The organism is Microvirga aerilata (assembly GCF_016743775.1).
GTDB lineage: Bacteria > Pseudomonadota > Alphaproteobacteria > Rhizobiales > Beijerinckiaceae > Microvirga > Microvirga aerilata.
On record NZ_JAEQMY010000091.1, the window covers coordinates 1 to 15357 of the forward strand.

11 protein-coding genes are annotated in these 15357 nt (G+C 61.7%); 8 read left to right on the plus strand and 3 right to left on the minus strand.

Annotation, left to right across the window (positions count from 1 at the left end; translation table 11 throughout):
* Positions 1–1113: 1113 nt before the first annotated feature.
* The 4 genes from JKG68_RS26925 to JKG68_RS26940 are packed head-to-tail and all read left to right on the plus strand — an operon-like array spanning position 1114 to position 5736.
* Complete coding sequence (locus JKG68_RS26925; protein ID WP_246515915.1) at positions 1114–1650, plus strand: putative pterin-binding protein; 537 nt, start codon at positions 1114–1116, stop codon at positions 1648–1650.
* Positions 1651–1701: 51 nt separating this feature from the next.
* A complete protein-coding gene (locus tag JKG68_RS26930) occupies positions 1702–4017 on the plus strand; it encodes a putative bifunctional diguanylate cyclase/phosphodiesterase (RefSeq protein ID WP_202064919.1) in 2316 nt (771 codons plus the stop codon).
* An 11-nt stretch (positions 4018–4028) separates the two neighbouring features.
* Positions 4029–4823 carry an HpcH/HpaI aldolase family protein gene (locus JKG68_RS26935; protein ID WP_202064925.1) on the plus strand — a complete coding sequence of 265 codons (795 nt, stop codon included), beginning with the start codon at positions 4029–4031 and terminating at the stop codon, positions 4821–4823.
* Positions 4824–4866: 43 nt separating this feature from the next.
* Complete coding sequence (locus JKG68_RS26940; protein WP_281399231.1) at positions 4867–5736, plus strand: DMT family transporter; 870 nt, start codon at positions 4867–4869, stop codon at positions 5734–5736.
* Positions 5737–6169: 433 nt separating this feature from the next.
* Here JKG68_RS26940 and JKG68_RS26945 read toward each other — a convergent pair whose 3' ends face one another.
* Both JKG68_RS26945 and JKG68_RS26950 read right to left on the minus strand, forming a co-directional pair.
* On the minus strand, positions 6170–6724 hold the full coding sequence (locus JKG68_RS26945; protein WP_202064929.1) for a type II toxin-antitoxin system VapC family toxin: 555 nt from the start codon (positions 6722–6724) through the stop codon (positions 6170–6172).
* Positions 6714–6986: a hypothetical protein gene (locus JKG68_RS26950; protein ID WP_202064948.1), complete on the minus strand. Its 273-nt coding sequence runs from the start codon at positions 6984–6986 to the stop codon at positions 6714–6716. Before JKG68_RS26950 ends, JKG68_RS26945 begins: the two co-directional genes overlap by 11 nt.
* 901 nt (positions 6987–7887) lie before the next feature.
* On the opposite strand from JKG68_RS26950, the gene JKG68_RS26955 reads away from it, so the two are divergent.
* The 3 genes from JKG68_RS26955 to JKG68_RS26965 all read left to right on the plus strand — a co-directional run bounded on the left by JKG68_RS26955 (position 7888) and on the right by JKG68_RS26965 (position 8959).
* Complete coding sequence (locus tag JKG68_RS26955; protein WP_202064930.1) at positions 7888–8208, plus strand: hypothetical protein; 321 nt, start codon at positions 7888–7890, stop codon at positions 8206–8208.
* 86 nt (positions 8209–8294) lie between these two features.
* Positions 8295–8573 (plus strand): hypothetical protein, encoded by a 279-nt coding sequence (locus tag JKG68_RS26960; protein ID WP_202064933.1) that lies wholly within the window; start codon positions 8295–8297, stop codon positions 8571–8573.
* A gap of 8 nt (positions 8574–8581) precedes the next feature.
* Positions 8582–8959, plus strand: a complete 378-nt coding sequence (locus JKG68_RS26965; RefSeq protein ID WP_202064935.1) for an HNH endonuclease — start codon at positions 8582–8584, stop codon at positions 8957–8959.
* A 926-nt stretch (positions 8960–9885) separates the two neighbouring features.
* Here the strand turns inward: JKG68_RS26965 and JKG68_RS26970 are convergent.
* On the minus strand, positions 9886–10140 hold the full coding sequence (locus JKG68_RS26970; protein WP_202064936.1) for a hypothetical protein: 255 nt from the start codon (positions 10138–10140) through the stop codon (positions 9886–9888).
* Between the two features lie 124 nt (positions 10141–10264).
* Between JKG68_RS26970 and JKG68_RS26975 the strand changes: the two genes are divergently transcribed.
* Positions 10265–15357: peroxidase family protein (locus JKG68_RS26975; RefSeq protein ID WP_202064938.1), on the plus strand; the 5093-nt coding region annotated here is incomplete at its 3' end.

Sequence of the window (15357 nt, forward strand, 5' to 3'; positions counted from 1 at the left end):
TTATGTCAGTCCGGTTCAGTTCGAAAGGCTGGCCGGATAGCTGCCAAACCGCTCTCCACAAATGCGGAGCAAGACCAGTTGAGCGACTGCTCAAGTTCCTGTCCATGTTGGGAGCTGATATTGAGATCCGGATCTCCAAAAGAAAGACAGCTCGTGGCCGGACCGGTCTTGAGCAAGGCGGGATCAGAGTGAGCGCTGACTAGCGATCCCAAGCCTCAATCCATGCAGGCCCCGGTTGGACTCGGAAGCAGACCTTCGTTCACTCAAGGACAAGTCGCTCTTTGATTGCGCCAGTGGGACAACGCTGACGAGCCACGCCTCCAAGAGAATCTACGTCTCTTCAGCCTTTTTTGGCTGGGCAAGCCACGCTGCGAGGCCAACCTTATACGAATATTGCGCCACGATCAGCCCGGTTTGAGTTGTCACATCGGGGTGAAGAGTTCCTCTGCATCAATAGTTCTGCTCCGCTGGAGCCAAGCAGTGGAAGGACGTTAACGGTTTCATAGCAGCCATTCTGCGAATTTCGCGGACAATCTTCTCACCCATGCGGGAAGCCGAGAGAGCTTGCTCCACATAGGAGATAGTGATGTCCTACCATCGTGAGAGGCAATGTGCGATTGATGCACTTCAAGCCGAGATGATCTGCGAAGAGAAACGAATCAGAAAGGCTCTCGTGGGGTTGATCATGTTGGCAGCGCCGACCCTTGCTCTAGTCATGGGCGGTATCCTACAGATCCCCTGATGGCTCGATGGCCCCTGAGGCTTCTCATGCCTTCGCTCGCGAGGAGCATCGAACAGCGACGTCGAACTGCGAAGGAAAGCTCATACGAGCTTGTTAGTGACACTTGCGCTCGAGCATGTGGTGTTGGCTCTGAATGTATTGGACGAACCGGTCCCAATTTGACTCGAACTTTCCCCATTGCGCCCCGCCCTGGATATAGTTCATTGTTACATATCTCTTCGGCCCCGTTGGCCTCAGCCAAGTCCTGCCATCCAAGTGCGACTTTTTAACCATTAGGGTCCTATGGTTCAAGTTCGTGCTGGAAGCTTGATGTAATTCATGATGCAGAACGGGACATCAACGAGGCCGAAGGCCCGCAGGAGATCTCAACGATGACATTGAAGTTCGTGGGCGCGGGCTACGCCCTCGCCCTTTCTCTCACCCTCTACGGCATCACCACGGGCGCGTGCGCACAAACCGCTCCCGCCGCTGAACAAGTCTCGACGGCGCCTAACCTGAACCAACCCATCCTCAAAGTTGCCGGAGTGACCACAACCAACGGCACGGAGGAGGCGACCTATACCCTTCAGGATCTTGAGGCCATCGGTGGGGAGGTGATCGAGACGACGACCCCCTGGTTCGATGGCGTAACGAAGTTCGAGGGCGTCCGCCTTGATAAGCTTTTGAAGGGAGCAAAGGGCAAAACCGTCGAGGCGGTTGCCATGAATGACTATGTGTCCGAGATCCCTATGGAAGATTTCGCAAAGTACGGCACAATCATCGCTTACAAGCGCAACGGAGCCTACATGCCAATCCGGGACAAGGGGCCTCTGTTCATCGTTTATCCCTACGACAAGATCTCGGAACTCAAGAGCCAGAAGTTCTATTCCCGGTCCGTTTGGCAAGTTAAGGGCCTTGTAGTGAAGTAATCCGTCAGGTCTGGCATCTCCGCCGTACCCACCTTCATCTCCGGCTCCCCCATGTTCCTTAGCCGCCAAGTCTCGCGCGTTCTTGTTCTTGTCGTGCTCCTGTTTGCAGGGGCGGCGATCTTGCTCGCCATGCGCATCTCGGAAAGGCAGGAGATCCTCTCCCAGGCTTCTCGTTATAATCTCGTCTGGCTCGTGACGCAGACCACCAACGAGATCGCCCGCTTCGGCTCAGAGGTTGGGGCTTACGTGGCCGAGCCCTCCCCCGCAAACCGCATCGCTATTGGCCAGCGCTTCGAGGTTCTGGCAAGCCGTTCGCCTCAAGTCCACAGTGGCGACATGAAGGCTTACGCCAGCGTCGACTCCAACCGGATGGCGCTGCTCAAGGATCTCGAAGCGGGCATCAAGGAGATCGAAAGTCTAATCACAGACATCGACGCCCCCGGAAATGCAAAGCGTATCCTGGAGATCATCGGCGACCTCAACCCGCGCTTCGTGCGTCTCGCCTCCGCGGCGAACAACACCACCAGTGAGCGCGTCGAAGCCGAGCGCCAGGAGTTGCTTACCATGCACTCCTGGTTCACAGCTCTTGCGGGGGGGCTCGTGGTCAGCGGCCTCGCCCTGATGTTCATTTTTCGGCTCCAGTTCCGGACTCTTAACCAGGGCCTTGCTCGCCTAAGCCTGCAGAATGAGCGCTTCAACGCCGCCCTCAACAACATGAGCCAAGGCCTGTGCATGTTTGATGCTGACCAGCGTCTGATCATCTCAAACCGGCGTATGGTCGAGGTCCTGCGGGTCCCTGAGCACGTTCTCGCAAAGGGGGCGAGCTTGGGTGAGATGGTTTCCCGTGCGGAGGAGGCCAGCATGGACCTCTCGGTCCTCGACACAGTGCCGATCCTCACTGACAGCCGCGGCTTCGCCGCCTCGCTCCGGCAAACCTCGGATGGGCGCAGCATCGCCATCGCTTACCAACGCGTCACAGATGGGGGTTGGGTGGCGACCTACGAGGACGTCACCGAGCGCAAGCAGCACGAGGAGCGCGTTGCCTACCTTGCGAACCATGACACCCTGACCGGCCTTCCAAATCGCGCCCGCTTCCAGCTCGACCTCAACGAAGCCCTGGCTGAGTCCGCTATCACCGGTCGCAGCATAGCTCTGCTCTGCCTTGACCTTGATCGCTTCAAGGCCATCAACGACACGCTTGGCCACCACGTCGGCGACTTGCTCCTGCAGGAGGTGGCCCAGCGCATCATGGGTGTGCTCCGGCATGGCGACACCGTCGCTCGTCTGGGTGGTGACGAATTCTCCATCATCACCCGTAATATGCGCGTCCGACAGGATGCCGCGCATCTTGCAGAGCGCATTATTGAGGCCGTCCGCGCGCCCTACGATCTCGAGGGCCACAGGATCATTGTGGAGACGAGCATCGGCATCGCCGTGTGTCCCGATGACTCCGTGGATGGCGAACAACTGCTGAGGCAGGCCGACTTCGGGCTCTACAGGACAAAAAGTGACGGCCGCGGCTCTTACCGGTTTTTTGAGGCTGGGATGGACAATCACATCCAAGCGCGGTTGATGCTTGAGACCGATTTACGCAAGGCCCTCGCTGCGGACGAGTTTGAGCTGCACTTCCAACCTATTGTCAGCCTTGAGTCGACGGACGAAGTCCGCTGCTATGAGGCGCTGCTGCGCTGGAAGCACCCCGTCCGCGGCATGATCCCACCCGGAGACTTCATCCCGATCGCGGAGGAGATTGGCGTCATTGTGCCGCTCGGCGAGTGGGTCATTCACGAGGCCTGCCGCCAAGCGGTGGCGTGGAACGGCACAGCCCGTGTCGCGGTCAACCTCTCACCGATTCAATTCAAGCGCGGGGATGTTGTCGGCGCCGTTCATCAGGCCCTCACGCACAGCGGCCTTGCCCCACAGCGGCTTGAACTCGAGATCACCGAGAGCGTGCTCATGGATGATGGTGGTCGGACGCAGGAGATCCTCACGAGCCTGCACAAGGTTGGCGTGCGCATCGCCATGGACGACTTCGGCACCGGATATTCGAGCCTGAGTTATCTGCGCAAGTTCAGCTTCGACAAGATCAAGATCGACCGCTCTTTCGTGAAAGACATTCACATTCAACAGAACCGGGACATCATCAATGCGATTGTCGAGCTGGGCCGCTCGCTCGGCATGACCGTGACCGCTGAGGGTATCGAGACAGCCGAGCAGCTCGAACTCCTGCGCGGTGCCGGATGCCACGAGGGGCAGGGCTACCTCTTCAGCCGTCCTCGGCCCTCCTACGAGTTCGAGGGCCTTCTCTTCGCCCCAGACTCAATGCGCCGGGTAGCCCGCCCTCTCGTTCCCCTTCACGTATCTTAAGGAATGCAACTATGGATCCAGTCAGCCGTCTCTCCCACGACCTCTCCGCTGGCGCCCCCGTCGTGAGCGCGTGGTGTGGGATCCCAGATCCAAGCGTTGGCGGCGTCCTCGCCTCCGAGGACTTTGACGCCGTGACCTTTGATATGCAGCACGGTGCCGTCGATTTTGAATGCATCGTGCGGGCTATCCCGCTGGTCGCCGCCCAAGGCAAGCCCTCGATCGTCCGCGTGCCGGTTGGCCACTTCGCGACCGTGTCTCGCCTGTTGGACGGCGGTGCTGCGGCCGTGATCACTCCGATGGTGAACACCCTCGAGGACGCCCAAAACCTTGTCCGGTTCGCCAAGTACCCGCCGATCGGTCAGCGGAGCTGGGGGCCTTGGGGTGCGCCCGGCTTAACGGGCATGGGTGACCCCGAGTACTTCGCCGCCGCCAACCGGATCTCCCTGGCGATCGCCCAGATCGAGAGCCGCGAGGGCCTCGCCATCGTGGACCAGATCCTCGCCACTCCGGTTGATGGCATCTTCCTGGGTCCTTCTGACCTGTCGATCGCCCTGTCCAACGGCGCAAGGGTCGACCCGACCGGCCGTGAAACAACCGAGGCTCTCCAGCACTGCGTGCGCCTCGCCCGCGCTGTCGGCAAGTTTGCGGGTGTCTATGCCCCCACGGGTGAGCGCGCGGCGGCCCTCCTCGAGATAGGCTTCACCTACGTGGCCCTTGGCAGCGATGAATGGCTGATGCGAGCCGGCGCGAAGGCGTTCCTCACCAAGGCACGGGCCGGTCTTCGCCAGGTGCCGCAGGTGGCCTGATATGGCCGCTGGGGGGGCTGACCTGCGTCGAGTGGTTGCATGGATGGGGGTGGCACTGCTGTCCTTGTCCTGCATGGCCGTCTCCATGCGTGAAGCGACCCGCTACATGGGCGTTGCCGACGCCTTGGCGGCGCGCTGCGTCGTTGGCGTTGTCGGCGTCCTCTTTGCCGCCATCCTGTTTCCCTCTCTGCGCGGTGCGCTGGCCCCGCGCAGACTTGGTCTCCACGCGCTCCGGAATGGCGTCCACTTTGTTGGTCAATACGCTTGGGGCCTTTCGGTCTCGCTGCTGCCCTTTGCCCGGGTGTTCGCTCTCGAGTTTGCGACCCCTGTCCTGACGGTTTTGTTTGCAGCTCTGCTGCTGCGCGAGCGCCTGACCATGCCCCGGCTGTTCACCGTCCTGGTCGGTGCCGCAGGCCTGGTGGTGATCACGGTGCCCAAGACCGGGGAGGTGGATCCGCTGATGCTGCTACCCCTCGCTTCCTCCGCTGCCTTCGCGCTGGCTGGCATCTTCACCAAACGGCTGACCGCCACCGTCACAGCCCTGTCTGTCATGTTCTGGATGAATGCGATGCAGCTCCCGCTCAACCTCGCTGGGGCCGATTGGGGCTTCTGGCGCTCGGTCCCCGATGCGGCGCTGCTGCCGCTCCTGGGTGTGTGCGTGTCCGGGTCGCTCGCGCAGTACGCGATGGCGAACGCCTTCCGCCACGGAGACGCCATGGTGGTCGTCCCCCTCGACTTCCTGCGTGTGCCGCTTATCGCCTTGGTGGGGGCGGTCTTCTATGGTGAGGCCTTGGAGCCCGCTGTGCTTGTGGGCGCTGGGATCATCGTCGCGGGCATCGTTGCCGGCCTGCGCGCCGAAGCGAGCCGCCAGGTGGCCGTGCAGGGTGCCGCGGATCCAGCGCCCATCCGTTAGGAGCGCCTCAACCTTGTGACGGCTGCATCTCCATCATCCTTATCCGTCCTGACCTGTACCCGCACCGATCCTCGCCCCTCGACGGGCGGCAGACAGTTCCAATGCAGTATCCAGCCCATCGCGCTGATGTCTGGTATCAACAGGTTAGCGCAATAATCCAGCCGCTGCACAGAGCGGGTTCGTGCCGTTATCCACACAGAGGTTGGGACGAAACCTGAAGGACGTCGGTGATCAAGCCCTGATGCGCGGGTTGGCTACCGCATTCCCAAGTATGCGTCTGGGGCTGGCCCTCTCTTGCCGCAAGCGTCGGCCTAGAGCATCGAACGATTTGTCGGACCCGCTTGGTCCTCCACCTCTGCCCAGCGGAGAGGGATGGGGCGTCGTGGATCTGCCTTTTGGTCCGATGCTCGAGCAAGCCCACACGCCGGCCCAATCACTTCCGGTAGAAGATGATCCTGCCGGGGAAGACTTGATCGAACAGGTCAAAATCGCTGATGTTGCCTGTCAGAAAGACGAGGCCCTGAGCAATAGCCTGGCAATGCAAAAGCGCATCGTTGAGCAACGCATTGCTTTGCGAGCGATTGGTCAGCCGGGCGACCATCCCCGACAGGATGCCTGCCTCACCGCTGATCCGCTGCGTCGGAGCCGTCAGGCGATGGTCAGGAATCCGGTCCAAGGCTTTCCTCATCGCCTTCTGAGCGGCGGCTGTGTCCGGATGCTTCGGGTCAAGCCGGCCGAACAGATAGGTTAGCTCCGAGAGCGCAACAGTCGAATGGTGGACCGTGCGAGCCGCAAGGAGCTGGTCCACCTTCAAGGGAGCACGGTTCTGCACAACGTCGATGGTGACCGTCGTGTCGATGAGCAGATCCGGGCCAACCAGGTCGACATCGTCGATGAAGGTCAGCGTGCTGTCGTCGCGCCGCGTTAGGGAGGCGGTTTTCTTGTGAGGCTTGAGCCAACGCAAGCTCGCGTCGAGATCAAAACTCAAGATCAAGATCCGGTGAAACGCTGCCGCGCAGGGAGGTGAGGGTCTCTGCGAACGTGTCCTCGAGGGCGACACGAGACAGTGCATATTCGAGCAGCTCGGTATCGGATGTGATGCCCGAACGCTCCTTGGCGGCTTTGATCAGAGCTGTCCGCATCCGGCCGGCGATCCGCTCGCTCTCCCCCTCCAGCAACCCAGCTCGCGCGGCGGTATTGCGGATCACCGCCTGCCGCGTCGGGGCCCCTCGGGCGACGAAGTTGGACATAGTTTCTGAGCGCTTCGCCATGTGCAACAAGTTATAGTTTTTGTGCAACAAGCGCAAGAGGGCCACTGCCTGGCCCTTGCAGACCCGCTACACGGGACGGAGAGGGGCCCTGAAACGACCAAAGGAGACCCGATTGGACCGCCTTGGCAAGTAGTTCGTTTCCGCGAAGACGGACAGCTTCTCGGAGCCGCAAGTGACCCAGCACCTTGGAGCGCGTAGGGCTCGTTCGGTCGAGACGCCGCCAATGTTTCGGCGAGGGGCGCTTTTGGGCCGGATTGTCCGTAGCTGGTTTCCGCCGTCGCGCCTGAAACACACTCAACTTTCAGCAGTCGGGGCGTTGACATCGGCAAAATAACGATATATCGTTAATGAGTCGATCCAGCAGGAGATTGTCATGACCAGCGTATCGAGGGCGGGGGCCGCACAGCAAGCCCTCAGAGCAACCAACCGATTGTCGAGACCGCACCAGCAACAATGGTCACGTTCGGTATGCAGGTGCGCTTGGTCCCGGTTGGCCCAGGGCGCGAGGTTGAGGTCGTCCGTCTCCTCGCCCGGTACAACCGCGTATGTCTGGGCTTGGAGCCTCCGGTCCAAGCGATGCTCCAGCGGCTTAGCCGACACCCACCGGGGAGTGCTGGAGCAAAACGGGAGCACGCTTCAGACCAGGCTTCATATGCGGGAGATGATCGAAGGGCAGTAAGGCAGACAAGTATCGATGCCGGGGTCTCACCGCACGCTTGGCCCGAACTGTCCTGATCATCCTCGTTGGAGTGACGGACGGGAGAGGCGGCGGCCTTGCCGCCCCGCCTCATAGCACGACGTTAGCGGCCGCACGGCCCGCCGCTCGAAGCCGCTCACCGGTGTTCATCCCCTTTCCATGCTCAACAATGGAGGCTTCCGCATGTCCTGCCATCGTCAAATCAACTGGTCCGCTGCCATGCGGGACCTGCGCCGGGAGAGGGCGCCCCGTCCCGTTGTGAACGCCCTTGTGGCCCAATCTCTCGCGTTCGCTAAGGCCTGCGATGCCCTCAGAGCGGCGCAGGCTTGTCCTCTCAGGCGCGACGGCACCTACGACCGATCCGCAATCATGACCCTTGCCGTTGCGCTGGCCCGCAAAGAGCGCGCGAAGAGACCGCGTGCTGCGTGGAGGACTTTGATGAGTTCGGCCCTGAAGTTCGCTTGGGCGCGGGCGAAAGTCGGCCCTGGCATCGGCGCTCACTGATCTTCCAAACCACGGAATCATGCCCAAACGGGTCAGGGCCGCTCGTAACTGAGGTCTCTATCCATTCACGGTAAGGATCATTGCCAATGGCGAGAGCACGACGGGGGCGCAGCCCTCAACAGCAGACTGTGTCGCAGAGCCTGCCAAACCCAGAGAGCCCGGCCACCGTCGCGGCGTTGGGCGTGCAGGTCCGCCTGGTGCGGGTCGATCCGGCGCGAGCGCGTGAAGTGGCCGATCTCATGGCCGCCTGCGAACGCTTGCGGCAGGAGGCGGACCGGCTGCTCACCCGTGTGGTTGATTTGCTCCACGAGGAGGTGCGTGACGCGCGCGGTGACCGTCCCTCCCTTCGCTCGACCCTTGATTGAGGTGTCCCGTGCCCTTTGTCGAGGTTGAGGATGTGGGCACAACAGAACGCCGGAAGCTGACGCCCCAGCGGCGGCTCCAAGTGCGGGAAAAGACCGGAGGCCTGTGTGTGGTGTGTGACAGCCGGATCGATGGCGTGCGCGAGCGCTGGATTGTCGAGCACATCCGCGCGCTGGAACTCGGGGGTGCGGATGACATCGCCAATCTCGGGCCGGCGCATGAGGCCTGCGCCCTTGAAAAGACGCGGGAGGATCATCGCCGGGCCGCGCAGGCCAAGCGCCAGAAGATCCGGCACCTTGGCGCAGAGCGCTCGAAACGGCCGCTGCCGTTTGGGAAAGGAAGTCGTTGGAAGCGGACGCTGTCGGGCAAGATCGTGCCGCGCGCGTGAGACGGGGAGGGGGCACGCTCCGGGCACGCACAGCATGATGGCAGAGATGGTCATGGTGGTAGCGAAGACAGCGGATCACAGGTCGGTAGCGCAAGCTGCGGTCTCCTGGTTGAGGCCAGGCCCCCGAGAGGGGATGCTCGCAAGGCCATCGGGATACCCCCATACCGAGGCGCTATGCGCTTACGCTGCAGCGGAGTTCGGCCGGAAGACGCGCCGGCACGCTGTCACGGCGCACCAAACGTCGGGCCAGAGAACGGACGAGATCCCGGTTCAAACCTGCTGTATCTTCAGGTTTGGGGTTTCTGACCCGAGCGGGTCGCGCAACTACGCAGCGTCAAGCGCCCGCTGATGCGGCTTGGCGATGATCATGCGCCATCTCAACACCCGCGACCGGATCTAAAAAGCCTTGCCACATCCTCAAGCGAGCGCATCGCACGGGAGCGCTGCCGCCGGTGATGTGAAAGGCCGACCAGGCAAGGATTAGGGGCCCTGCGACAACACCGGGGCAACGACGGACGCTGCGGGAATTGCGCTTGCAAGCGGTGACGCACGGGCCTGATGAAACCAATGCTACCCCTGGGAAGGATGAGACGCCTTCCTCTCTTTGGTGAGACCCAACTGATCGAACGCGGCGCTCCCGATACTGGATGTGGCGAATGCCGGGGCGACGCCGGACGGACCGCGGAGCCCACCAGATCGAAACGTTCGGGTTCGATCCCACCTGACCAGCCGTGTCCCCATGAGGTTCAGATCCGTTCAGCGTTTTCGGGAGCGAACCCTCTGGACGAGAGCGACGAGCTGGGCTCGTCGGCGTTGGCACAGCGGACGGAGACAAGCGCACATGTCGCTTGTGATGCTCATGGAGCCTTACCTGTTGGCGATCAGGCCATGGATCCGCTGCATTCGGCTCCCCACCACTAAAACCATTAGGACTCGCGCCGCGCCCAGATGCGCCGCGTTGTCTTTGTCGTATCCTCCAATCCGATGGCGCTGGGTTCGGCGGTCGGCAGAGGAGCGGATCGACAATCCTGCTCTCCAAACGAGCCGGTGGTGAGCGGGTGAGCCAAACGCAGAGCCGAACGATGATCGCGGCGCGCCGCGTCCAAAGGTGGGGAGGCCGCTGCACAGGTCCGACCAAAGCCTAAGACCATCGTCCCAACCTTGCCCAACCTCTGGTCCATGTCTGTCAGACCTCAGTGCGCCCGGGCTCGGCCCTTTGCCAGTGGTGGACAGGCTTCGCTTCCTGCCACCCTGCAGCGGTGTTCAATGCCCACAAGGGGCTTATACGGGGACTGGGGAACGACTATGGTTCATATCGTCAAGCACGACCTTGAATTCATCCTGAAGCAGATCAAGATCGCGGAGGCCCATTCAGCCGGCACACCGCTGAACCAGATCCGCATCGATGCCAACGGCAACATCTCGGCGAATCCGAACGATCCGCTTGCCGTTCCGACTCCGCTGTCGCCTTATGGCCTTCGCACGGTCGACGGCAGCTACAACAACATGATGGAAGGCCGTGACCAATGGGGTGCTGCCGATAATCCGTTCCCGCGCGTTACCGATCCCTACTACCGCAACGAGGGCGACGATGCGATGCCGGCCGGTTATGTTGCCGGCAACAACAACAATTATGGCCAGCAGGGCGATGTGGTCGACGCCGACCCGCGCCTCATCTCAAACCTGATCGTCGATCAGACGTTGGACAACCCCGCCGCGATCAGCGCCGCGCTCACCTATGCGGGCATCACAGGGGCGGCGCAGACCGCCGCCATCACTGAGATCAGGGGCGCCTACTTGGCCGTTAAGGCTGGGACGGGTACCCAGGCCACGCTGAACACCATTCTGGAGAAGCACAGCGTTGAGATGGACGGCAACTCCGTCATCATCCCGAACGTCGCCCCGGACGAGGGCCTGTCCGCCTCGTACAACGGCTGGTTTACGCTGTTCGGCCAATTTTTTGACCATGGGCTGGACCTCGTCTCAAAGAAGGGTGGCACCGTTTACATCCCGCTCTCCCAAGACGACCTACTGTACAATCCGGCGACCCCACAGACCAACTTCATGGTCCTGACCCGCACGGCCGATGGCGGTGAAAATCTCACCACGCCGTGGGTGGACCAGAACCAGACCTACACCTCCCATGCCTCGCACCAGATGTTTCTGCGCGAGTACACCATGGTGAACGGCAAGCCGCTCGCAACCGGTAACCTCCTCGAGGGCAAGCGGGGTCTCGCCACCTGGGCCGAGGTCAAGGAACAGGCTCGCACAAAGCTCGGCATTGAGCTCACCGACGATGATGTCGGCAATATCCCGTTGTTCGCGGTTGACGCCTATGGCGAGTTCCTTCGTGGTCCGAACGGGCTCCCCCAGCTCGTCGTGGGTCTCGGCGCGGACGGCAAGTTCGGCGGCGGCGACGACGATCTGATCGAAGGCAACCTGACTACGCCGATCAATCCTTCGGCCGTAGGTGCCTTCCGCACTGGCCATTCCTTCCTGGACGATATTGCTCATGCAGCCAAGTCCGTGAATGACCGCGGGCAAAAAATGTATGCGGACCACGACGACGCCCTGGGCGTTGGCGTTACCCTCATCGACAACCCGAACTTTGATCCAACCAAGCCGCCCGGCGCATCAAACCCGCTGAAGGTGGGCCTCAACCCGGATTTCGACGCCAATCAGCCGGTGAGCGCCAACAACCCGCAGTACCTGGCCGCGAACCGCTTCTATGATGACGAACTCCTCGACGCCCACTACATCACGGGCGATGGCCGCGGCAACGAAAACACCGGCCTGACGGCGGTTCACCACATTTTCCACTCGGAGCACAACCATACCGTCGACCAGGTGAAGACGCGGGCCATCGAGTCCGGCGATCTTTCCTTCCTCAACGAGTGGCTGCTGGTCGACCTGCCGGCGGGCACCGTCCTGCCGCCGGCCGATAACGCAGCGGCGATTGAGGCCTTCGCCAAGACCCTCTCCTGGGACGGCGAGCGCCTGTTCCAGGCGGCCCGCTTCACCACCGAGATGCAATACCAGCACCTGGTGTTTGAGGAATTCGCCCGCAAGGTCCAGCCGGATGTGGACGTCTTCGTCTTCAATCCATCGGTCGACATCAACCCGAACATCCTCGCTGAGTTCGCTCACGTGGTGTATCGCTTCGGGCACTCCATGCTGAACCAAGAGGTGTCTGCCAAGAACGTCAACGGCAGCAATGCCAGCATGGACCTGTTCGAGGCCTTCCTGAACCCGGTGTCGTTCGGCTCCGACACGATCAGCCACGATGTGGCGGCTGGCGCCATCGTTCGTGGCATGACCAGTCAGGTCGGCAACGAGATTGATGAATTTGTCACGGATGTGCTCCGTAACCAGCTCGTTGGCATCCCGCTCGATCTCGCTGCCCTAAACATCGCCCGTGGTCGCGAAACGGGTATCCCGCCGCTGAACGAAGCCCGTCGCCAGTTTCAGGAGGTGGCTAATGGAGACTCTCAGCTGGAGGCCTATACCAGCTGGACCGACTTCGCGCATAACCTCAAGAATCCGGCCTCAATCGTCAACTTTATCGCAGCATACGGCACGCATCCTTCGATCACCTCTGCCACGACGGTCGCCGCCAAGCGCGACGCCGCCATGGCCCTGGTGTTCGGAGATGGTAATGATGATGACGGCATCACCATTCGTGGCGTGACCTACACCGATCGCCTCGACTTCCTGAATGCCACTGGATCCTATGCAGGAGGCAAGCTCGGCGGCCTTGAGGACGTGGATCTCTGGGTTGGCGGTCTGGCCGAGAAGAAGATGGCCTTCGGCGGCATGCTGGGCTCGACCTTCTCTTTCATCTTCGAGCTTCAGCTGGAAAACCTCCAGAACGCGGACCGCTTCTATTACCTGTCCCGCGTCCAGGGCCTGAACTTCCTCAACGAACTGGAGAACAACTCCTTTGCCAAGATGGTGCTGAACAACACCGATCTTGGTGAGACGGGCTATGCGCTGCCCGGCGATATCTTCTCGGTGCCGGACCATGTTCTGTACATGGACAAAGCCATGCAGACTAAGTTCGGCTATCTGGACCCCGTGCAGGATGACCCCTGGCTTCAGGTGCTCTCACCCATGGTTGAGCGTAGGGATGCCAACAATGACGGGGTGGCCGAATACATCCGGGTCAACACTAACGACCACGTGCTGATCCAGGGCACCAATGGCGATGACACCATCGTGGCCGGTGGCGGCGACGACTCAGTGTGGGGCCGCGACGGCAACGACAAGATTGAGGCCGGCTACGGTGTCGACAAGATCCACGGCGGCAAGGGTGACGACATCATTACCAACTCCGGCACGGACATTGGCGAAGTCGACATGTTCCACGGCGAGGAAGGCAACGACGTCATCCATGCCGGCAGCGGCCTGGCACTGGTTTTCGGCAACGAGGGGCAGGACTTCCTCATCACCGGACCGGACGGCAAGGAGGCCTTTGGCGGCACCGGCAACGACTTCATCCTTGGCGGCGAGGGTGGCGACTTCCTCCTCGGCAACGAGGGCGATGACTGGATCGAGGCGGGCAACGGCTTCGACACCACGGCTGGTGACAACTCGGAGCTGAACTTCAACTCCACCATCATCGGCCATGACGTGATGTTCGCCGGCCAGAACGAGCATGACTTCGACGCCGAATCCGGCGACGACATCATGGTGCAGGGCGAAAGCGTCATGCGCAACGAGGGAATGTGGGGCTTCGACTGGGCGATCCACAAGGGCAACAAGGAGGCAGCGGATTCCGACTTGACCCGGCCGATCTTCACCACCGACGAGCAGGACATCCTGCGCGACCGCTTCGATACGGTCGAGGCGCTCTCCGGCTGGGACAAGAACGACGTCCTGAAGGGCGACAACCGAGCGGATCCCGATCCGAACGAGGAGCCGGAGCCGGGCGAGAACCCGAACCTCGCTGCCGCAGAAGGCACGATGGTCAAGCATGAGCTCACCCAGGCGGGTGTTAACCGGATCGCGGGGCTCCGTGATCTGCTGGGCGACTGGGCGGCCGCGCCAGTGGCGGGCAATCTTGAGTCGCAAATCGCCTTCGATGACGGTAACATCCTGCTCGGCGGCGGCGGCAGCGACCTCATTGAAGGTCGCGGCGGCAACGATCTCATCGATGGCGACAGCTGGTTGAACGTGCGCATCCGCATCACGGTCGCCAATGAGGTCTACACGGCCGATGGGATGGCCCAGAAGGTCTACCGGGAGGCAGACTACAAGGACGGGGTGCCGGTGGCCGACGCGGTGGCGCAGTTTGGCGGCAAGACCCTCGACGCCCTGATGCTCAGCCGGACCCTCAACCCAGGCCAGCTCTCGATCGTCCGCGAGATCGTCAAGGACGATGGAATGGGTGACATCGATACGGCCGTCTTCTGGGATGTGCAGGACAACTACAGCATCTCCCTGGGCGACAATGGCTCGATCATCGTCAGCCACACGGGCTTCGATCCTGCCGTCGTTCCGGCCGGTGTCGACACCCGGTTCTCTGACGGTGTGGACAAGCTGCGTAACGTTGAAGTCCTGAAGTTCGCGGATGGCAACGTCAGCGTCAGGGAGCTCCTGAACACCCCACTCAACATCATCACTAATGGAGGAGAACCGCTGACACTTTCCGTGGCGGAGAATACCGCGGCCGGCACGCTTGTGGTCGATGTGGACACAAATCCACCGCCGGTGGGACTAAAATGGTCGATCACAGGCGGCAATCAGCGCGGTCTGTTTGCCATTGACGAGGGCACCGGCCGTATCACCCTGGCCAGCTCACCGGACTATGAGGCTCTGAAGGCCCTGGGGACAAGCTTTGCTCTGACCGTGGCGGTGACTGATGGGGTGCGGGTCGACACGCAAGCGATCACCATCAACATCACCGATATCGTCAACGATGGGGATGATATCTTCACCTTTACGGGTCCGGCGACAAACTTCGTTACCCTGGACGGCGGAACTGGGTTCGACACGATCCGTGCGCTCTCTGACAACACGGTGATTGGCCTGCGCTCCTTGACTAACGTGGAGGCGATCAGCGCCAACGGCTTTGCCGGTGTGGTGATCCGCGGCTCTGACCTGGGGCCTGTGGGCGAGAGCCTCGACTTCACCGGCGTGACGCTCACCGGGATTGTGGGCATCCATGGCGGGGGTGGGCACGACACCCTCACCGGCAGTGCCGGGGCCGACACCCTCACCGGCGACAGCGGCAACGACGTGCTCAGTGGCGGAGCCGGCAATGATGCGGTGGATGGCGGCATCGGCAACGATGCCGTGAGTGGCGGGGACGGCAGCGACACTCTGCACGGCGGCGAGGGCAGCGACACCATCGCGGCGGGAGCCGGTGACGATGTGATCACCTATGCGGGCACCACAAG